This window comes from Nitrosopumilus sp., from assembly GCF_025699125.1.
Lineage (GTDB): Archaea > Thermoproteota > Nitrososphaeria > Nitrososphaerales > Nitrosopumilaceae > Nitrosopumilus.
Map to the genome: position 1 here is coordinate 47,577 of NZ_JAILWC010000001.1, position 18,731 is coordinate 66,307.

Below are 18,731 nucleotides of genomic sequence, written 5' to 3' on the forward strand. Positions count from 1 at the left end.
CATATATTTGATAATAATGGATATATTCATTTCTATGGATATATTAATATGAAACATTATCTTTTCATAGCACTCCTAGTTTTGGGTTTTCCATATGCATCGGCTGCACAGCTTGATGCTGCCATACTATCAGATCAAAACACAACAGAGCCGTCATTTCAATTTTTGAGGGTAGTCTACATTGAATATCCTGATGAAGGAGAAATTTCAGAATTATTACGAGGCACAAAGAAGACCGTTTCCTTTGTTGCAGATTCCAACACACCTGGAATGGATGATCTGGTGAAACTGATTAATCAAAATCTAAAGAAACTTTCAAGCAATGCAATTGCCACGGATGCAAAGATAAACTATCAGGCAATATTGCAGGGAAATGAACATTCTGCAGTAATTGAATACAAGGTACAATTAGTTCCAACAATTACAAACCACATACTTGAGAAATCGTTTGAAAAGAGCACGGTTGATTCGAATTGGCGAGGGATCTCGCTTGACTCACCGGTAGTTATTCAAACTATTCATGGTGCATTTGATGTGAATAACCCAAAATCTGCACTTGATGTAATGATTCCAGACGTTTCAGACAAACTAAAAGATATCACAATACTTGAGTTGCCATTAATTGACGCAAGTGGAATTATGACACTTCCCTTGCACAAATGGCATTCCCTGTTTGATAACACTGCAATAATGTCTGATGCCATACGATATGACTATGCTGGAAAAAATGTCATTACTCACTATTCCATGGGAGAGTGCAACATAGAAGTTGGCATGTGTGAAGACAAAAAATTGGTGCAGGAAATTATTCTTGATAAAAAATATGTCGTAAAAGTTATAGAGTCAAGTGATGATGCAACAATTTCTTTTGAAGGATATGTTGACACCACTCGCCTCAACGGAAACGAGGTATTTCAAACCAGTCTAAAATCACTTGTAACTCACAAGCCGGACACTGATGAGTTTCCTGCAACTGTAATGTATGGAATGGCAGGAATGGCAGTGATTGGCGGAGTTGTAATGTTTGTGATAAGTGATAGAAAACTAAAGAGGACCAAAGATGAGGGGCAAACAGGCGTAGATCCCGCACACTTGACATCATATGAGATTGGTAGTTCTGCTGGAAGCTACAAAACAAACAGAGGCGAATCACATCTGATTACATACGAAAAATCCAAAATGCCTATTTGATCAAATTTTGAATTCTTTTTCTTCTTGGTGTATTGGTTCTAAGCAAATATGAACAATCACAAATTAGATAAAAACTGTCTAATTATGCCTAGTTTTAATCGTGTGGTGTGAGTTTTGAACTGAATTTGTGTGTGCCGGGGGCGAGTTTCGAACTCGCGACCTCCAGATTATGAGTATTGCCTTAGTTGGAGAACCGTTAGAGATTACCAAGCGAACTGGCACTCTAACCAGGCTGAGCTACCCCGGCATACTATATGCCTAAAAATTTGGGAAATTAAATGATTCTACAAGATCTTTGAGTTTGTCACATGACTTCCCTCAAAAATATAATTTTTCCATGCGGTGCATTGCAATGCATTCCTACAGCTTATCTTGATTTTTGATGTTGCATTAATAATGAGAAAAAGTTTTCAACATTTTTCCATTCTGACATTAATTATTACATTATCGTTTGTTGTAATGATCTCTCAAGGAGTATCAAATCCAGTCCATGCTGAAGAATATGATTTTGTAGCCGGAATACGCAATGAAGTAACTTTTCATTTTAGAGATGGCATTGAAACCGTGAATTTTCCTGTTTTTTCCACCACTTCGGATATTGTATCTAATGTTGGAACTAGTTTTGAAGTTGAAGGTGTTGTAGGAAATAATCCGTACTTGCACAAGGCACTAGATGAAGCATATCTCTATAGAATGTCTACTTTAACTGGAGGTAACAGCTTTGAATATAATTATCGATACTTTGATGTTGATGTTAATGTAGTTCAAAATCAAAGTATTCTAAAATCCTTCAAGTACAACAACTGTGAAATTTCTGGATATGGTTTATCTACTCTTACAGATGACTATGAATCCTATTTAGCGTCTGATACTGGATTTACGATTGTAAATAATATACAATTTAGATGTAGTGGGGTTGGAATTAACTTAGCTCATGATAAATCTGATTTGAATTCCATGCCACGTAGTTTTACTGATTATGGTTCGTTACCATTTGCACTTGCAGAAGACGTTCGTACTTTTCTAACATTTGAATTTGATCATGGTTCTGAAAAAATAGAGTCTGTGATTTTTACCTTGACTTCAGGATTTAATGAGGCCAATGATAGTGGTCCTAGCTTTCAGATAATTACTGCAGTTTTGCCTCACCCTTTGATAGATGATGCAATTGATAAATCTCGAAAGGTTTCAGGTATGGCATCTGCGTTTAATGAAGACTTTGATGTGTCTGTAGAATTTACAAATTCTCAAGAAATACTGCGAGGTCTTGATTTTAAAGATTGCATAGTAAGTGGATATGACATACTGACTCTGAGAGATAAAGAGGAAGGCTATACTGGAAAACGAGGATTTGCCACTGCCGAAATTCTTGATGTTGCTTGTTCTGGTTTGACTCCAGTTAATCCTGCTTTTGATAACTTGTACGATGCCAAAGAATCTAGATCTTCTCAGATGAGTAATACCCACACAACAAATTCCTATAATATGGGAAATGGTCCTCACATTATTGCCACTTTTGATTTTAACAGTGGCACTGAAGTTGTAGACTTTCCTGAATTCTACCAAGGCAATCTGATTGCAAGGGCAAATCCAACTTTCACACTTGTGGGAGTTCCTGGCGTCACTCCATTGCTATATGATGTCGTTGATCGTACTAGAGAGTCTGGATCAAAATCAACTGGTGTCTCTTCCCAAGTAGAATTGTTTGATGTAAATCTTGTTTTAGTATATGGTGATGATGTTGTTCGGGGCTTTGATTATACAAAATGTCGTATTGTCGATTATATAGTAAGAACAGAACACGATGCAGAGGAGAGCTTTTACAAGGGATTTGCTTTAACTGATGAATTCTATTTTGAATGCCATGGGTATGAACCATTTGATCCAAAATATGATGAGTTATTTGATACTCCACATGCAAAGACAGAGTCTTCATTAAATTGGAAAGAAAAACAAAGAGATACTTGGGGTTCTAACTTTAGATAAATTACTTTATGCTCTTCCAATCAATATTCTCATTTTTGACCCAGAGGAATTTCTTTTGCAATGCAGATGTGTACAATTTCTCCCATTCTGCACCTACCTCATCAGTCCATGCCTTGAAAACGCGAGGATCTATGTAATTTCTCAAAGATGTTCCAATGTTGTAATCTTTAGTTTTCTCAGACAAATCAATTTGCAATTCTAATTTCTGCAATCTTTCTTTGTGCTTTGCCTTTTGTTTTTTGATTTGCTCGTTTAGTGTCTTGATTCTCTTTTCTTTGGCCTTCTTTTGTGCATCCGTCTTTGGAGTAGAGGCCTCGACTTTTTTAAGAGTCTCTTGTGTCTTTTTCCAAGATTCTTCCTTTTCGACTTTTTTAAGAGTCTCTCTTTTCTTTTCTAATGATTGCTCAAATGTCTTTGGAATTGTTCTTTTGTGATTGCACATCATGGCAGCTTCAAGATTTGCCAATTTTGCATGGTATAGTTTCTCAGTTGCGGTCTTTCCCTTCATGTTATCATGTTTGACTAGATAGTTTTTGACAACTGTTGTAGCAAGATATGTTCTGAACACCTTGGCAGTTAAACCCTTTACAATGCTTGAATAATATGCATTTACATGCCTTGATGTAATGTCGTCAAAAATCTCGTCTTTTGGTTTTTTCTTTTCTACTAATTTCTTTAGGTTCTCCTGAAACTGCTTATCGTGTCCTTCTGCAACTACTGTCTCTTGCCATCTTACACTATCTTTTCCAAGAAAATCAAATTCTATTGTCTTATCAGTAATTTTGATGTGTTCTTTTCTTAGTGTGGTGGCACCTACGGTATCCGCCTCATCAGGATCCTTTTCGTCTCCGACCCTCATTGCTGTTCTATAAATTAAATAACATGCAGTTGCAATCCTGCTAATTTTTGGATCCTTTATTTTCATGTCTTTTACAATTCTGTCTTTGATTTTGTCGATCTCTTTTGCAAGCTTTACTGCTTTTTCGTACTTTTCTTTATCACGATCTTGCTTTAGTCCGGCAGTATCTGCAAGCCACACGTATTTTCTTTTTTGCGTCAGAAAATCCATCCAGCTTGCAAGCCACATGGAGTCTTTGTCGTGAATAATTTTCCCCCACTTCCCTTCGGGTACTTTGGCCTCTTTTCCAAGATTTAATGTGACGTCTTTTGCGGTGACTCTTGGTTTCCACCTTCCTCTTAGTGGATGTTCTCCCCTGCCGATGAATATCCCTGGAGGTTCTGCCATGTAGTTTCCAACTTCCACCTCCTTTCCATCCATGATGGCAATTCCGTATTTTGACTTCAATTTTTCACGCAGCTCTTTTCTTTTTGTTGCGAGAGCTTTCTTCTCTTCTTTTGTCATCATTTCTCTGATGTCTTTTTCTTTGTCAACTACTTTGTATGCATTTGAAAAATCAATATCTTCATATGATATTTTTTTAAATTTGGAATCTAGAGTTTTAGCAAAATCTGCTGTAAAGTTTTTCTGAAAAACCTTGTCTTGAACATATGGTGTGTCTTTCTTTTTTGCCCATTGATACACCATTTCTTCTTGATTTAGATCAAGAGGAACATTTTCGCCTTTGATCTTAATTGTGATACCTTGAGCCTCATATTCAGGCGGAAATAAGATTCCATTATGTTGTAGCGTTTTCCATTTCATTCTTTTCACTTTAAAATTGCGGACTTTGACAAAAACTCTATTCTATGTGTATATCAATTTAACGTACAAGAGATTTTAGCCTGGAAATAGCTCTTTACTCAAGTATTTCTCAAATTCTATGTCTGTTTTCATCTTTTTTGCTTCCATAAACATGGCAGCATCAGTTCCTACAATGTATCTTGGCAACATTTCATCATCGTGAATTGCTTTCATTATCACTTTGGCAACCTCGGATGGCGGTGTTCCCATTTGTACCATCATCTTTAACCCTGCTAGAATGTGATCAGTCAGTTCTTTGTATTTTGGGTCTGTCTTTGAATCTGGAATCTTCATTGATTCAAAAAAGTTTGTTTTGATCACTCCTGGCTCAATTAAGGTGGTCTTTATTCCAAACTGTCCAAGTTCGTATCGTAAGCATTCTCCCAGTCCTTCTAGTGCAAACTTTGAACTGATATAAGCTGGAGATCCTGGAAGTCCCATTCTTCCTGCAACTGAACTGATGTTTATGATATTTCCTGATTTTTGTTTTCTCATGATTGGAGCTACTTCTTGAATTATTCTTACAATGCTGAAAAAATTAGTTTCAAATTGTTTTCTAAAATCATCAATTGATACATCTTCTGTGCATCCAAATTGACCATATCCTGCATTGTTCACTAGTACATCTATTCTTCCACAATCAGTAATTATTTTTTTAATTGTGGAAACTATTGATTCTTCTTTGTCTACATCTAGTTCTATAATCTCAATTGAAAGATTTTCTTTTTTTGCAGCTTGCTCTAACTCTCCTGCTTTTTTTGTATTTCTCATGCTTGCAAAAGTTTTGTATCCGTCCCTTGAAAGTGCCAGTGCTGCTTCTAAACCAATTCCCGAAGAACTGCCTGTGACAAGAGCTACTTTTTCCATGCAATTGCTATAATTTTGGCATATTTATCCCATTTTGATTATCATACTAATGGCCTGTCTCCTTCAGTAGGATCTACCAATTCTGTTTTTTCACCCTTGTGTATTCTTTCAAGAATTTCCAATGCCGAATATTTGTGGAGGAATTCATTATTGTTTCCGCATCTGTATGAGAACGTACATCGTGGACACCCTGACTCATTTTTGCATGGGCATTCTTTTACAATGTACATGCTTCTCTCAAGGACTTTTTCAAATCTGTCGTACAGTGCTTTGCTGGCACCACTTCCGCCAATTGCACCATCATAGATGAAAATCAGGCCTGACGTGCCTAACGATATGCCTCCCAAGTCTTGAGACACTCCGCCTGTAATCATATTGCTTCCTTCAATTACGACATGTTCTGTTGCATGATATCCGCTGGCTTCTGTGTAATCCTCATCCTCTGCCTTTTCCATTATCTTTAGTGGTCTTGGTGCATGAAAGACAATTCCTTTTGTAACAAAATCATACTCTAGTGGTGCATCTAGCATCACTTTTTCCCCTTGAGTAATTTCTTGTCCTAGCTCTATGTTGACATATCCGTAGACTTTTTTCTGAATATGTAATTTGCAAAAAGCAACCTCTATCCCGTTCGCCCTTCTTCTCTCAAAAACCGTTTCAATGGTAGGCCATTCTTCTGTGAGTGATTTTGTATAGTATGGATAGTCTCTTGAAATTCTTTCCAGTTTTGCAATATTTTTTTTAGGATAGTCAAACTCTTTTACCTTGTATCTGATTCCTGCTAAAAAATAGATTGCATCTTTGTGCAACTCCTCAAGCGCGATTGGCAGTACTCTGTCTCCCACTTTTCTGTCTGATAAAAAGATGTCAATAGATTTGCCAATTCCTCTTATGCTGTATTCATTCAGCATGGAATTTATTTTATCAAAATTCGGAACAATTCTGTTGTTGATTATTTTGAGATTTTCTTTGATGATGTGATATTCAATAATTTCTTCATGCTCCTTTAATTCGTGTTTGGAAATCGGCCTGTCGCATGCCATTGCCAACACTTGAAACTCCTCCACAAATGGATTCTTGGGGTCAATGTATGTTTTTTCAATATCCTCAAAATAATCGTCCGGATGATTCTTGTAGTATTGAGAAATGGGATCGTTTCCCAATGCCAGAAATGCATAACCTCTTTGTCCTTTTCGTGCAGCTCTTCCTATTCTTTGGATTAGTCTGTTTACCGGGATTGTAGATGAGATGACGCAATCTACATTTCCTACATCTATGCCTAATTCAAGCGTAGGAGTGCATGAAATTGCTTGTAATTTGTCCTCTTTGAACTGTCTTTCTACTGCAGTTCTATAATTTGCCATCAGCCCTGCACGATGAACTTTGATGTTGACTTTTTGCTTTTTTGCTTGTATTGCTAAAAGCTCAGAGTTTAGATGTGAATTGTTAAACACCATGGTCTTGTGCTTTTTTTCAGTCAATTTTTTTGTCAGTTCTACCATGAGTTTTCTTTGAGTTCTAAGTGATGGAAATAACATTACAAAATCTGTCTGGCCTTTTTTTCCAGACCCGTGAATAATTTGCATTTTTTCTCCAAACAACTGCTCACAGAATTTTTTTGCGTCATCTAGAGTTGCTGATGCTGCAACAAATTGTAGCTTATTGCTGCAAATTCTTTTGAGTCTCTTTATGATATAATGTACGTTTGAGCCAAAAATTCCCGAATATACATGGGCCTCATCCACAATTAGAATTCTTGTAGATGACAGTAATGACGAAAATTTTGTCTGATGCCACATGTGATAATGCAGCACATCAAAATTTGTAACTAAAATCTGAGGTGGCTTTTCAACAATATCTCTTCTTTCTGGAACTTTGGTGTCTCCATCGAAAACTTTGACATCAACTCCAATCTTTTCAGCAAATTTCTGTATTTTTGGGAATTGATCTCTTGCCAAAGCTTTTGTAGGGTATACAAAAATTGCAAAAACATTTCCTTGGTTTGATTCCTTTTTTATTCTCTGAATGACTGGAATCAAAAATGCTTCCGTTTTTCCTGATGCTGTTGGTGCCTCGATCACAACATTTTCTCCAAATATGATTTCTTGAATTGTCTCTTCTTGAAACTTGTAAAATTCTCCAATCTGTAATTCCTTGAGGTGCTCTGTGATTGATTCCTCTAGACCCATATCTTCTATTTTGCAGCCCATTTTGGGCTCAGGGTTCTTCAAAACTTTGTATTGCGAAATGTAGTCTTTTTTTGAAAATAGGATCTCCTCTGTAATTTTGTCTGGCTTGTTATCTGCTATCATCTCTCTGATTTCATTTTCTGCCCTGATGATTCCCTCATCTTTCAAGCCGTCTGATAATCCCTTCTCGGTAACTAACCCCCTATCAAATCTTGAGAGAAATTCAAGGAATACCTCGTCAATGTTTTTTGAAAATTCTAGCAGATCTTCAATGCCGCATTTTCCACAAGAAACATGCATCTTTTTGTTGAATGTTTTTTGTATCTCCATCTTTGATTTGCATTTTGGACATGAGAATTTCAAGATCTACCTGATTGACATTATTTGGTGATTTATTGTTTAATCATCATTATGGATCCATGACATTATTAAGCTAGGAATGGTCTTGAATTTAAAAATGAAAAAAATTGAAATTAATAATATTTACAATCTAAATTGTATTGAAGGAATGAATTTAATTCCTAAAAATAAGGTTGATCTTGTAATTACTGATCCTCCGTTTGCTATAAATTTCAAAGCAAACAAGGCGAATTATAACAGAACGTCATCTAGAGTGTTGACTGGTTATAACGAAATCAAACCTGAAGATTACTATGATTTCACATTTGCATGGATGAGTGAAGTTTTTCGAATTCTAAAAGATTCAGGAAGCATGTATGTTTTTTCTGGATGGAATAATCTCAAAGATATTTTGCGTGCACTAGATGACGTCGGATTTACTACAATTAATCATATTATTTGGAAATATCAATTTGGAGTGGTCACGAAAAAAAAATTTGTTACTTCACACTATCACTGTCTTTATGTTTGCAAAGACGATAAGAAGCGAAAATTCTATCCTTTTTCCAGATTTCAAAAAAATGACAAAACAAAAGATGGTAGGAGTCTTCATTATAAAGACAAGGAGGACGTATGGGATATCAAAAGAGAATATTGGACTGGGGATGAAAAAACTCCTACTAAACTTCCTTCTGAGATCATCAAAAAATTACTGGAATATTCAAGTGAAAAAAAAGATGTTGTATTTGATCCTTTTCTTGGTTCAGGACAAGTTGCAGTTGTAAGTAAATCGCTTAATCGACGCTATCTTGGATTTGAAATAGTTTCAGATTATTACAATTTTGCCAAAAAACGACTCGATAAAAACATGTACAGAATAAAGACATCAAAATAATCTATTTTTTACTTTCTGACTCGTCAATTCTCTTTTGGCCTATTTTCTCAGAGATGCTTTTTCTTAACTCGTCATCGGTTTTACCTTCTACTTTAACTCCTGCAGTTCTTGCAATCATCTCCAGCTTTTCTCTTTCTGTTTCAACTGGTCCTGAAATTTTTGGTGATTCTTCTGTAACTTCTTTCATGTGGTCTTGAATTTCGTTTTTTGCTTTGTTGTACTCATTTACTGCTTTTCCAAGTTTTCTTGCAGCACCTGGAAGTCTTCCAGTGCCTAAAATTAATACCAGTGCTAAAAAAATTATGATTAGCCATTCGCTTCCACCTATGTTTAGTGAATGTTCTAGCATATTCTGCTATTAACCAAATTTGAAATTAAACGTAATGTTGAAGATTTATGCCTAGAATGACAGGGATATTTTCATTGAATATCATTCATGAGAAGTACTTATTGATTTAAATAAATTCAGAACTTTAGACTTTTATGAAAAAAATTGAAGCTATAGTTCAATCGGGAGCAAAAGATGCAGTTGTTACTGCAATTAAGAAGATTGGTGTTGGTGGAATAACTGTTCATCAAGTTCAAGGACAAGGCTCACAGGATCCTCCGCTAGTTGGACAATACTTTAGCAGAGACATGATAATTTGTGTGGTAGACGATCCTAAAGTAGATGAAATTTTAGATGCGATTGCAAATGTTGCATGCACTGGAACAAAGGGTGACGGTAAAGTTTTTGTCACTCCTGTTGATGACGCACTTGATATTTGCACCAAAAAACGCGGAACCACCTCTATCTAATTTAGAACTCTTTGTGGTTCTAGTTTCTTTCTAGATATGATTGCAAATATTACAACTCCGATTCCTATTATGCAAAACAGCGCATAAGGTGTTTCATTCCCAAATGACTGTGCAATTGGTCCCCCAATAGTTGGTCCTATTGCCCAACCCATTCCAAAAATTGTTTCATATGCGCCAATTATTTTCCCTGATATTGCTTTTCTAGTTTTGCTCAAAACAATCTCTAGTGTAAGAGGGAAGAATATGCTGAACCCGAATCCCATCAAAACCAGCGCAATTCCAAAAGTTACTGTTGAATCTGCAAAAACTGACATTGCCAATCCTATTGATGCTGCACTTGTTCCGGCAATCAGAGTTCGACTTGTATTTCTTGCCAACTTTCCAGCTAATGCAAGAGACACAACTCGTGATATCCCAAAAACAAAATAGAGTAGCAAGATATCGGAATCTGTCATGCCTCTGTCATTTAGAAATGCGGGATAAATTGTGAGTATGATTCCGAATGATGATGTACAAAAAATCAGCAATATTATGGCTTCTGGAAATTTTTTCATCTCTTTGATTGATGAAAATGAAAATCCTCCATGATGATTTCTGACGCTTTTTCTTGAGGCTAAAAGAGAAGTGATTATTCCAGCAGCTAGGATAAATGCCGCAATTTGGAATAGAATTCTGTATGTGACATCAAGGCTTTCTAGTACTGCTGTTCCAAGTAATGGGCCCACCATAAAACCAATTACAAAAAACATTGTAAACCAAGAAATATTTCTGACTCTGTTTTTCTCAGTGCTTTCATTAGATATTATGGATTCGCATGGTGGCCAAAAAAAAGCATGAGCTATTCCTGTCATAATTCTGAATCCCATTATTTCTGGAACTGATTGTGCAATTGATAAAAGGTAGATTGATGTAGAGTTGATTGTAGCTCCTAATGCAAGCAGATAACCATTGTTGATTCTATCAAGAAGAATTCCTACAAATAACGGGATGAACATGTAGGGGATGAAATTTGTTAATCCGATTAATCCGAGCTCAGAATATGTGGCACCGATTACATTCTTTGCAAAAACTGGTAGTATTGGACCGTGCAGTCCGTATGAAATTCCTATAATTAGACCTGTGATGTTGACTAATATCAGAACTCTGTTCATTTGTATGCGGCAACCATTATTGCCCCACCCATAAGATCTTTCTCAAATTCGACTCTGGAAAATTTTTCTAGTAATAATGCTTCAAGCTTTTTGTTTGCAGGCCATCTTTTGAATGTCCCATACAACGTTCCAAACTTTAATCCTAATCTTCCACCTGCAACAAACGCTAGAATGGGGAGAATGCATCGCAGATAAAATGAAACTCCTGCTCTGATGAATGCTTCATCTGGTTTTCCCAAATCCACAATCACAAATCTTCCGTCATTTTTTAAAACTCTGTGAATCTCAGAAATTGCAATCCTCAAATTGATTGCATCCCTTAACGAATACCCGCACAAAACTGCGTCAAATTCTTCATCTCTAAATGGAATGTGTTCAAAAACCCCATTTGCCATATCTGGTGATTTATCAAAATGCTTACCTGTGTTTTTTAGCATGGGGACTAGAGGATCATAAAGTGTAATTGAAATTTTTCCATCAGTTAATTTCATTGCAGTCTTTGACATGTTGCCAAAACCAGAACCTGCGTCAAGAATTTTATTCCCTGGAAGAACTCTTCCCGAAATTCCGCGATTTCTATGCTCTACGTCTTTACCTAATGAAATTATGGAATTTACTTTGTCATAAACAGGAATAATTTCTCGAAGTACATCCATTACTTCGCCCCAATAACTTCCTAAACCCATATTTATCGTCTCAGTATGATTGGTTGAATAGTTTTCAAATCTAAAACTTCTATTGAGTGTTAAACTTTGATGCGTTTTTAGAATAATTTTCCACGTCTGATTCGGAAACTTTCTCAAAAACTTTTGTCTTGTCTGTTATCTTTGCCATCTTTACATTGCTTGCACCATCTTTCTGTTCTGCCTTTAGATTGATTGCTGCAATTGCAAGTCCTGCTGCATCCTCCAAACTCATGTCTTGGCTGTAATATTTTTCTAAAAATTCATTGACATCCTCTGCACCTGCACCAATTGCCACTGCTGAATATTGCAAATAAGTTCCACTTGGATCTGTGACATAGATTGATCCTCCCTTTTGATCAATTCCTGCAATAATCATGGAAACTCCATTTGGACGGACTCCGCCATATTGTGTAAATTGGTGTGCTTGATCAGCTAAATGCTTGGCAACTGTTGAGACTTCTACTGATTCATCATAAGTCATTCTGTTTCCTTGTGAAAAGAATCTTGCACTATCTACTTGCACACGTGCATCTGGGATGTATCCTGCTGCGGCTACGCCAATGTGATAATCAACTTGAAAAATTTTCTGTGTAATGTTCTTAGTTTGTAATGGACGTGGTTTTTCCTCTACTGCTAAAATGACTCCTTCTTTGCTAAGAATTCCAATTGCAATGGTTCCTCTTTTTACTGTCTCAATTGCATATTCTACTTGGTAAATTCTACCATCTGGAGAATACATGGTTGGTGTCATATCGTAACCACGTGATGCCATCATGTTATCACGAGTCCATTCTCAGTCAATTTAAGGGTAATTGTCCTTGCCTGAATATGGAAAAGATCTGGAAATAGGGTTTTAAGCAAAATTCTACATATTTTTATTATATGTCAAATCAACTCCTGGAATTCAAAGAAATCATTCGATCAAAACATGTCTTTAATACAAGAAAACCCGACAAACAAACTCGGAAATTATTTCTCTACCTGTTCACAAGTACTAGGGGCGGATTCACTCGTTTAAGAATAATTATGCATCTTCTTGAAAAACCATTCAACACGCATCAGTTAGCGCAAACCCTTGATCTTGATTACAAGGCCGTTCAACACCACATGAGAGTTCTTGAAAAAAATAATATGGTCTCAAAAATTGGGGAAAAATATGGTGCAATTTTTCATCTCTCTAACTTCCTTGAATTAAACATCCATACTTTGGAAGAGGCAATAGATAAGCTAGATAGAAAACTAAATCAGAAAAAAATATACCTGTGATTTTATATTTGCCGATCTGAAATTTTGAATCAAACTTAATATAATATGATCAATTTTGAAAATTATCTTGGTCAAGAATGATCCTTTTGTAAACGCTACACAGCAAGTAAATGATGCTTGTGATCTTCTTGGAATTAAAGATCCTGGATTGCGTGAATATCTTGCAATGCCAAATAGAGTTTTGAGAGTAAAGATTCCAGTAAAGATGGATAATGGTAAAATCAGAATTTTCACAGGTTTTAGAAGTCAGCACAATAATGATCGAGGTCCCTACAAAGGTGGTATTCGTTACTTCAATCCTGAAGGTGGCGTTGAATACATGGAACGCGAAGTTATGGCACTATCATCTTGGATGACTTGGAAATGTGCAATTGTTGATATTCCGTTAGGTGGAGGAAAAGGTGGCGTCTATGTTAATCCTAAAACTGAAAAAATCAGTGAAGCCGAACTAGAGCGATTGACAAGAGGTTTTGCATTTAAAATATTTGAAGTGATTGGTCCTGGAAAAGATATTCCAGCTCCTGATGTTTACACAACAGGAAAAGAAATGACGCAAATCATGGACACTTACAGTAAACTAACTGGAAACATTTACTCTCCTGGTGTGATCACTGGAAAACCAATCTCCATGGGAGGATCTCTTGCAAGAAATGTTGCAACTGGTTTAGGTGCAGCATATTGTGTAAGGGAAGCTGCAAAAACAATGAAACTTAGTCTGAAAGGTGCCAAAGTCGTTTTGCAAGGATTTGGGAACGCTTCAACATTTGCCGGTGAATACCTGGAAAAAATGGGGGCAAAAATCATTGGTGTTAGTGACTCTAAAGGTTCAATATCTATTCCCAATGGTGCCAAAGTTAGTAAAATTATTGAATATAAACAAAAACACGGCTCTGTTGTTGGATTTCCAGGGAGTAAAAAGATCTCAACTGAAGAACTACTTACTACAAAATGTGATGTTCTAGTTCCAGGTGCATTGGAGAATCAAATTAATGCAAAGATTGCAAAGAATCTGAAATGTAAAATTATTGCCGAAGCTGCAAATGGGCCAACATTGCCAGAAGCTGATCCAATAATTTTCCAAAAGAAAATACTGGTAATTCCAGATATCTTGGCAAACTCTGGCGGTGTGTGCATCTCATACCTAGAATGGGTCCAAAATAACATGGGCTACTACTGGACATTTGATGAGGTTGCAAACAAGATGGAGAAAAATATCACTAAAGGATTCAAAGATGCATATGAAATGTCAAAGAAACACAAAGTTGACATGAGAAAAGCTACGATGGCTTTAGCAGTTCAAAGAGTTGTTGAGGCATTTAACGAAAAAGGAATCTGGCCTTAGACTAGAAAAGATTCGTAACAAACTAATTGTTCAATAAACATTATCTTTCCTTTTGTAATTAATCTTAGTTTTCTTTTAAAAGACAGATCGATATTTGTTCTTCTTTGCAGCAGTTGAATTGTTTTCCAAGTTAGGTGTCTTCCTTTTCTGTCTCTGTCAAAAAGTATGATGAGGTTTTGATATTTTGCAACGCTGTCTGTAAAGTCTATCATTCCTTTAAACTTGTGAAATTCTAACACTCTTCCAGAATATCCTAACTTTCTCAATGCATCAGTGTCCCTCTTTCCTTCTACAACAACCACGCTTTTTTCCTTTGAGTTCAATTGAAAAACAAAATTTTTCAATTCCCTAATTTCTTGTTCGGAAACTAACACACAAACTAAACTTGTTTTAACATATTAAGCACTTTTGCTAATAGAAAATAGTGTCTGATGTTTTACTTGTACAGAATACTAGGATTGAAGGCTCTGGATATCTTGGTGAACTCCTTAAAGAAGATGGGTTTGAAATCACCTCTGTTAATGCCAAACACGAACGACTACCTGAAAAAAAATTCTCTCTAGCAGTAATTTTAGGTGCGCCTGAAAGCGCAAATGATGACTTGGTATATCTTAAGGCTGAACAGAAACTAATCAAAGACTACGTTCAAGAAAACATTCCTGTATTGGGGATATGCTTGGGTTCCCAATTAATTGCAAAAACTTTTGGTGCCAAAGTATACTCTGGGCCTAAAAAAGAAATTGGATTTTACAATGACTTGAAAATATCTAATGATTCTCCATTATTTTCAGGCTTTACAAATCCATTCACTGTATTTCATTGGCATGGTGATACATTCGATTTACCTGAAGGTGCAATCAGATTAGCCTCATCTGAAAATTATCTCAATCAGGCATTTCAATACAAAAGCGCAATTGGGTTGCAATTTCATTTGGAAGTAAATGAGGAGATGGTGAATTTGTGGCTTGACAATGCTGAGGAAAAACTTCAAAAAATTTCATATATTGATCCACAAAAAATTCGATCAGATATTGTTGAAAATATTTCGACTGTAAAATCAAATATGAATAATTTTTACAACAATTTCAAATCGTCATTTGCCCTTTGACCAAAGTTTAACATAGATAAAGTTATTATTTTTCACGCTTTGGTTTTGAATGAGCTTTAATCATGTGTTTTTTGGTCCTTTCAGGATCGGTAAATTCCATGTTACAGATTTTACACGTGTTTGAAAAAGTTGTTTCTCTTTTTAGTATATTTTTCACCACACTTTTGTTAAATGAAATCTTTGTTTTCATGATAAAATCCTGAATTTATGATTATAAGGCATTGCTTAACATTGTTAATCCATCAAGACTAGCAACAATAGTTAAAGTCCCATAAAACATACAATCAATATTGGCAGAATCCAAAAAATACAGAGATCGAATTTACATTGTAAAAGACATTATTCTCACACTATCTGAATATGGGGAGTTGAATCAGACTTCGTTGTTTAGTTTTTGCGGATTAAACATTACAAAACACAAAGAGATCTTAAATAATTTGGAAGAAAATGACATCATACAAAGAACAGAGACAGTAGAGGGAAAAAGGATCATTACTATTTTCAAAGTTACTCCTAAGGGCATGAATTTTTGTCATGAAATACTAGAACCATATGAGCAATTATTCCCAAGAAGCGGAAAATCTTCTGATCCCTCAGTAAATCTAGGTTGTTTATTCTTCGTCTAAATGAAATTTAGACGATATGTCCTTGTCCAAATCATCTCGTTTTCGCAGATAGTTGGTGTATCTTTGGTTCCAGTTGCTAAGCGAGCGAAATTGCTGTATGCCTGCAACCAGCCAAATTCCAGAAGTGACCAATACGGCAGTCAGCAAAACTGTCAACAATATTGCAAATTCACCTTCATTTTCTATCAAATGAAGGAATTTTGGATGTGTCATCATGTATAGCGATATTCCAATGGCAAGTGGGGCTAAAATTACTGCAGAAAATGAGACGCCTAACATCAATCCCCTGAGTTGCTGAATTTTTTCAATGAATAAATCCATTGAGCTTAGAATATTGTTGTGGTTATCTGACATATTCTTCCTCATCAATATTTAGGAAAATTTGTTTTATGTGTTTTGAATTTTTCATGAATGGTAAAACAGCATATTCTTCAAGCAGTCTCATTTCTACTCTATAATCAATTTGAAGTATATAGGAAATACTTAACAATGTTAATTCAGTTTTATTAGAAATTATGCCAATCACTAGTATGAAGAAAAAAGTAGAGGTGGAGGATGATGATTTGGATAAAAGAAATGAAGACTGGTGGAGGTTGGAAAAATCCCAGATAGGGAGGAGGCGATTTTGTTAGATATGACTTTTTGTTGCAAAGGGATATGCGAAAACTTGGAATTAACTCCAGTTCCAACTTCGTTGCGCTACCAATTAGGACATAAGAGATGTACAATGTGTTCTATTTTTGTTGAAACAAAAAAACTGAGATGTCCATGTTGTGGTGTACGTCTAAGAACTAAATCACGAAACAAGAAACACTCTGAAGAAGAATTATCTAATTAACAATGTTAAGCATTATCTAAATACTAATTTCTCAATAATTAATTAATGCAGAAGCAACTACTCCAAATGGGAAATAATACCTGTATTGCTACCCTTGACACATGTCCTAGTTTTCGTTGTATGCCTCTAAATAAGAAGTAATATTTCCAATTGCTTCTGCATTGTATTTTCTAAATTACTCTATAGTTAACAATGTTAACTGAACTATATTACTAACAAATTTCCAAAATTACTCAATGACAAAGTTAAGATGTGGAGATTATGGGTTTGAGTGCGATTTTGTCTCAGAAGGAGAACTAGAGAAGGTATTATCTGAGTTTGGAAAACATACTGAAGACGAACATGGAATAGATTATTCAAAAGAAGCACTAATGCAGTTAATCCTGAGAAAAACTCGTTGAATGAATTTGAAGTGACGGTTTCATGGTTGAATGGATAGATCATAATGCCATATTGTTATTACTAGATTCTATTTTCTTGCAAGGGGATAATGGCGGAATTTTTGGGTTTCTTGGACAAAATAGAGGTGCACTGGGCAGCGATGATCCAATTGTGAAGGGTCTAATTCCAACATTATTTGGCGTTACAGGGTTTGGAATTGTACTGAATTTTTTTAATTCCACCGTCAGGAAAAAATTAGTTGATCAGACAAAGCTGAATCGCATAATGAAGGAAACGAAAGCTTGGCAAAAAGAGAGAATGGATGCAATGAGGGCAAAAGATCAGGCCAAAATTACTCAACTGAACAAAAAATCATCTTACATGAACAAGATGTCCATGGAGATGATGCAGATGAACATGAAGCCAATGATGATTACGTTTGTGCCATTAATCTTGATTTTCTATCTTGTACTGCCACAGCTATTTGCACACACAGTTGCATTGTCCCCCATTTCACTGAATGTTTTTCCGGGAGATTTCTTTCATCTCACATGCACTGTATCGCAAGCAATGGAGGAAGGCAATGTATGCTATGGTCATGAAAATGCATTATATCTCTGGGCATGGTATTTTCTCTCATCCATTTCATTTAGCGGAATTATAATGAAAGTGACTAAAACCTCGATGGGATTGTCTTAGTTTGGAAATTCAATCCTCACTTCTAAAAGACCATTTTAGTTCGCCACTCCTTTTCACAAATTCTTCAGGCCTAACTTTGCTATGATTAGTTTTGATGTGGGACATGTATGTTTCAAGTGATACATAGTTGTTTTTGCACAGGGGGCAAGTTTTACTAAATACCATGAGGACTATTGGTGAAATTTACTTTTAGTCTTTCCTTAACAATGTTAGTTATTGTATATATGCTTGAATCTATGATGATTTAATCCAGATCTGAAATTAGTTCTTTTATTTTCTGTTCTATTTGATCACGAATTTCTCTAACCTTTTCAATTGGTTTGTCTTTAGGATCTTCGATGTTCCATTCTAACATTTTTGGAATCATTGCGGTGGGACAAACTTCTTTATTCATACATCCCATGTTTACTGCCTTTGTGCTGGTTCTTATCATGTCTTCTGATATTCCCTTTGCTCTGTGTGTCGACATGTCAATTCCTACTTCGTTCATTGCTTGAATTGCGAGTGGATTGACGTATCCTTTTGGTTCAGTTCCTCCGCTGATTGCTTCGTATTTTTCTGGGGCGTATTTATTAAAAAACGCTTCAGCCATTTGACTTCTGCCAGAATTTTCAACACATGCAAACAGAATCTTTGTTTTAGATTTTGGTTTTTTAAACAATCCCAT

21 protein-coding genes and 1 tRNA gene are annotated in these 18,731 nt (G+C 35.7%); 10 read left to right on the forward strand and 12 right to left on the reverse strand.

Annotation, left to right across the window (positions count from 1 at the left end; translation table 11 throughout):
- The first annotated feature begins 48 nt into the window (after positions 1–48).
- The gene (locus tag K5783_RS00290) at positions 49–1,191 is read left to right on the forward strand and encodes a hypothetical protein (protein ID WP_297471543.1); all 1,143 of its coding nucleotides are present in this window, start codon (positions 49–51) and stop codon (positions 1,189–1,191) included.
- Between the two features lie 132 nt (positions 1,192–1,323).
- Here K5783_RS00290 and K5783_RS00295 read toward each other — a convergent pair.
- Positions 1,324–1,438: transfer RNA gene (locus K5783_RS00295), tRNA-Met, on the reverse strand.
- Positions 1,439–1,587: 149 nt separating this feature from the next.
- On the opposite strand from K5783_RS00295, the gene K5783_RS00300 reads away from it, so the two are divergent.
- A complete protein-coding gene (locus tag K5783_RS00300) occupies positions 1,588–3,177 on the forward strand; it encodes a hypothetical protein (protein WP_297471545.1) in 1,590 nt (529 codons plus the stop codon).
- Position 3,178: 1 nt separating this feature from the next.
- On the opposite strand, the gene K5783_RS00305 is transcribed toward K5783_RS00300, so the two are convergent.
- The 3 genes from K5783_RS00305 to K5783_RS00315 form a co-directional block, all read right to left on the reverse strand.
- On the reverse strand, positions 3,179–4,840 hold the full coding sequence (locus K5783_RS00305; RefSeq protein ID WP_297471547.1) for a DNA topoisomerase I: 1,662 nt from the start codon (positions 4,838–4,840) through the stop codon (positions 3,179–3,181).
- A 75-nt stretch (positions 4,841–4,915) separates the two neighbouring features.
- Positions 4,916–5,746 carry an SDR family oxidoreductase gene (locus K5783_RS00310; RefSeq protein ID WP_297471549.1) on the reverse strand — a complete coding sequence of 277 codons (831 nt, stop codon included), beginning with the start codon at positions 5,744–5,746 and terminating at the stop codon, positions 4,916–4,918.
- A gap of 41 nt (positions 5,747–5,787) precedes the next feature.
- The gene (locus K5783_RS00315; RefSeq protein ID WP_297471550.1) at positions 5,788–8,298 is read right to left on the reverse strand and encodes a DEAD/DEAH box helicase; all 2,511 of its coding nucleotides are present in this window, start codon (positions 8,296–8,298) and stop codon (positions 5,788–5,790) included.
- Positions 8,299–8,392: 94 nt separating this feature from the next.
- Here K5783_RS00315 and K5783_RS00320 point away from each other — a divergent pair, with 94 nt between their 5' ends.
- Positions 8,393–9,169 carry a site-specific DNA-methyltransferase gene (locus tag K5783_RS00320; protein ID WP_297471552.1) on the forward strand — a complete coding sequence of 259 codons (777 nt, stop codon included), beginning with the start codon at positions 8,393–8,395 and terminating at the stop codon, positions 9,167–9,169.
- A gap of 1 nt (position 9,170) precedes the next feature.
- On the opposite strand, the gene K5783_RS00325 is transcribed toward K5783_RS00320, so the two are convergent.
- Entirely contained in the window at positions 9,171–9,518 is a 348-nt protein-coding gene (locus tag K5783_RS00325; RefSeq protein ID WP_297471554.1) for a twin-arginine translocase TatA/TatE family subunit, read from the reverse strand.
- A 134-nt stretch (positions 9,519–9,652) separates the two neighbouring features.
- Between K5783_RS00325 and K5783_RS00330 the strand changes: the two genes are divergently transcribed.
- Positions 9,653–9,967 (forward strand): P-II family nitrogen regulator, encoded by a 315-nt coding sequence (locus tag K5783_RS00330; RefSeq protein WP_297471556.1) that lies wholly within the window; start codon positions 9,653–9,655, stop codon positions 9,965–9,967.
- On the opposite strand, the gene K5783_RS00335 is transcribed toward K5783_RS00330, so the two are convergent.
- From K5783_RS00335 to K5783_RS00345, 3 genes are read right to left on the reverse strand one after another with little or no spacing between them, the layout of a single operon-like run.
- On the reverse strand, positions 9,964–11,118 hold the full coding sequence (locus K5783_RS00335) for an MFS transporter (RefSeq protein WP_297471557.1): 1,155 nt from the start codon (positions 11,116–11,118) through the stop codon (positions 9,964–9,966). The two genes, K5783_RS00330 and K5783_RS00335, sit on opposite strands and share 4 nt — an antisense overlap.
- A complete protein-coding gene (locus K5783_RS00340; protein WP_278974458.1) occupies positions 11,115–11,804 on the reverse strand; it encodes a class I SAM-dependent methyltransferase in 690 nt (229 codons plus the stop codon). The genes K5783_RS00335 and K5783_RS00340 overlap by 4 nt, the downstream gene beginning before the upstream one ends.
- Before the next feature lie 49 nt (positions 11,805–11,853).
- A complete protein-coding gene (locus tag K5783_RS00345) occupies positions 11,854–12,579 on the reverse strand; it encodes an archaeal proteasome endopeptidase complex subunit alpha (protein WP_297471562.1) in 726 nt (241 codons plus the stop codon).
- A gap of 107 nt (positions 12,580–12,686) precedes the next feature.
- Between K5783_RS00345 and K5783_RS00350 the strand changes: the two genes are divergently transcribed.
- A complete protein-coding gene (locus tag K5783_RS00350; protein WP_297471564.1) occupies positions 12,687–13,070 on the forward strand; it encodes a winged helix-turn-helix domain-containing protein in 384 nt (127 codons plus the stop codon).
- Between the two features lie 67 nt (positions 13,071–13,137).
- Positions 13,138–14,412, forward strand: coding sequence for a Glu/Leu/Phe/Val dehydrogenase (locus K5783_RS00355; RefSeq protein ID WP_297471566.1), 1,275 nt, complete (start codon positions 13,138–13,140; stop codon positions 14,410–14,412).
- Here the strand turns inward: K5783_RS00355 and K5783_RS00360 are convergent.
- Positions 14,409–14,786, reverse strand: coding sequence for a toprim domain-containing protein (locus tag K5783_RS00360; protein ID WP_297471568.1), 378 nt, complete (start codon positions 14,784–14,786; stop codon positions 14,409–14,411). The two genes, K5783_RS00355 and K5783_RS00360, sit on opposite strands and share 4 nt — an antisense overlap.
- A gap of 50 nt (positions 14,787–14,836) precedes the next feature.
- On the opposite strand from K5783_RS00360, the gene K5783_RS00365 reads away from it, so the two are divergent.
- A complete protein-coding gene (locus K5783_RS00365; protein ID WP_297471569.1) occupies positions 14,837–15,520 on the forward strand; it encodes a type 1 glutamine amidotransferase in 684 nt (227 codons plus the stop codon).
- A gap of 25 nt (positions 15,521–15,545) precedes the next feature.
- On the opposite strand, the gene K5783_RS00370 is transcribed toward K5783_RS00365, so the two are convergent.
- Positions 15,546–15,710, reverse strand: a complete 165-nt coding sequence (locus tag K5783_RS00370) for a hypothetical protein (protein ID WP_297471571.1) — start codon at positions 15,708–15,710, stop codon at positions 15,546–15,548.
- Positions 15,711–15,810: 100 nt separating this feature from the next.
- Here K5783_RS00370 and K5783_RS00375 point away from each other — a divergent pair, with 100 nt between their 5' ends.
- Positions 15,811–16,146, forward strand: a complete 336-nt coding sequence (locus K5783_RS00375) for a hypothetical protein (RefSeq protein ID WP_297471573.1) — start codon at positions 15,811–15,813, stop codon at positions 16,144–16,146.
- On the opposite strand, the gene K5783_RS00380 is transcribed toward K5783_RS00375, so the two are convergent.
- Positions 16,132–16,500, reverse strand: coding sequence for a hypothetical protein (locus K5783_RS00380; protein ID WP_297471575.1), 369 nt, complete (start codon positions 16,498–16,500; stop codon positions 16,132–16,134). The two genes, K5783_RS00375 and K5783_RS00380, sit on opposite strands and share 15 nt — an antisense overlap.
- Before the next feature lie 720 nt (positions 16,501–17,220).
- Here K5783_RS00380 and K5783_RS00385 point away from each other — a divergent pair.
- Both K5783_RS00385 and K5783_RS00390 read left to right on the forward strand, forming a co-directional pair.
- A complete protein-coding gene (locus K5783_RS00385; protein ID WP_109876797.1) occupies positions 17,221–17,385 on the forward strand; it encodes a DUF1059 domain-containing protein in 165 nt (54 codons plus the stop codon).
- Positions 17,386–17,407: 22 nt separating this feature from the next.
- The gene (locus K5783_RS00390) at positions 17,408–18,064 is read left to right on the forward strand and encodes an EMC3/TMCO1 family protein (protein ID WP_297471578.1); all 657 of its coding nucleotides are present in this window, start codon (positions 17,408–17,410) and stop codon (positions 18,062–18,064) included.
- Between the two features lie 244 nt (positions 18,065–18,308).
- Here the strand turns inward: K5783_RS00390 and K5783_RS00395 are convergent, their stop codons facing one another.
- On the reverse strand, positions 18,309–18,731 hold the full coding sequence (locus K5783_RS00395; protein ID WP_297471580.1) for an arsenate reductase ArsC: 423 nt from the start codon (positions 18,729–18,731) through the stop codon (positions 18,309–18,311).

Bases quoted from the DNA above. Each gene is read 5' to 3' on its own strand.
- K5783_RS00290 (WP_297471543.1), top strand. From the start codon at position 49: ATGAAACATTATCTTTTCATAGCACTCCTAGTTTTGGGTTTTCCATAT.
- K5783_RS00300 (WP_297471545.1), top strand. From the start codon at position 1,588: ATGAGAAAAAGTTTTCAACATTTTTCCATTCTGACATTAATTATTACA.
- K5783_RS00305 (WP_297471547.1), bottom strand. From the start codon at position 4,840: ATGAAATGGAAAACGCTACAACATAATGGAATCTTATTTCCGCCTGAA.
- K5783_RS00310 (WP_297471549.1), bottom strand. From the start codon at position 5,746: ATGGAAAAAGTAGCTCTTGTCACAGGCAGTTCTTCGGGAATTGGTTTA.
- K5783_RS00320 (WP_297471552.1), top strand. From the start codon at position 8,393: ATGAAAAAAATTGAAATTAATAATATTTACAATCTAAATTGTATTGAA.
- K5783_RS00325 (WP_297471554.1), bottom strand. From the start codon at position 9,518: ATGCTAGAACATTCACTAAACATAGGTGGAAGCGAATGGCTAATCATA.
- K5783_RS00330 (WP_297471556.1), top strand. From the start codon at position 9,653: ATGAAAAAAATTGAAGCTATAGTTCAATCGGGAGCAAAAGATGCAGTT.
- K5783_RS00335 (WP_297471557.1), bottom strand. From the start codon at position 11,118: ATGAACAGAGTTCTGATATTAGTCAACATCACAGGTCTAATTATAGGA.
- K5783_RS00340 (WP_278974458.1), bottom strand. From the start codon at position 11,804: ATGGGTTTAGGAAGTTATTGGGGCGAAGTAATGGATGTACTTCGAGAA.
- K5783_RS00345 (WP_297471562.1), bottom strand. From the start codon at position 12,579: ATGATGGCATCACGTGGTTACGATATGACACCAACCATGTATTCTCCA.
- K5783_RS00350 (WP_297471564.1), top strand. From the start codon at position 12,687: ATGTCAAATCAACTCCTGGAATTCAAAGAAATCATTCGATCAAAACAT.
- K5783_RS00370 (WP_297471571.1), bottom strand. From the start codon at position 15,710: ATGAAAACAAAGATTTCATTTAACAAAAGTGTGGTGAAAAATATACTA.
- K5783_RS00380 (WP_297471575.1), bottom strand. From the start codon at position 16,500: ATGTCAGATAACCACAACAATATTCTAAGCTCAATGGATTTATTCATT.
- K5783_RS00385 (WP_109876797.1), top strand. From the start codon at position 17,221: ATGACAAAGTTAAGATGTGGAGATTATGGGTTTGAGTGCGATTTTGTC.
- K5783_RS00390 (WP_297471578.1), top strand. From the start codon at position 17,408: ATGGTTGAATGGATAGATCATAATGCCATATTGTTATTACTAGATTCT.
- K5783_RS00395 (WP_297471580.1), bottom strand. From the start codon at position 18,731: ATGGGATTGTTTAAAAAACCAAAATCTAAAACAAAGATTCTGTTTGCA.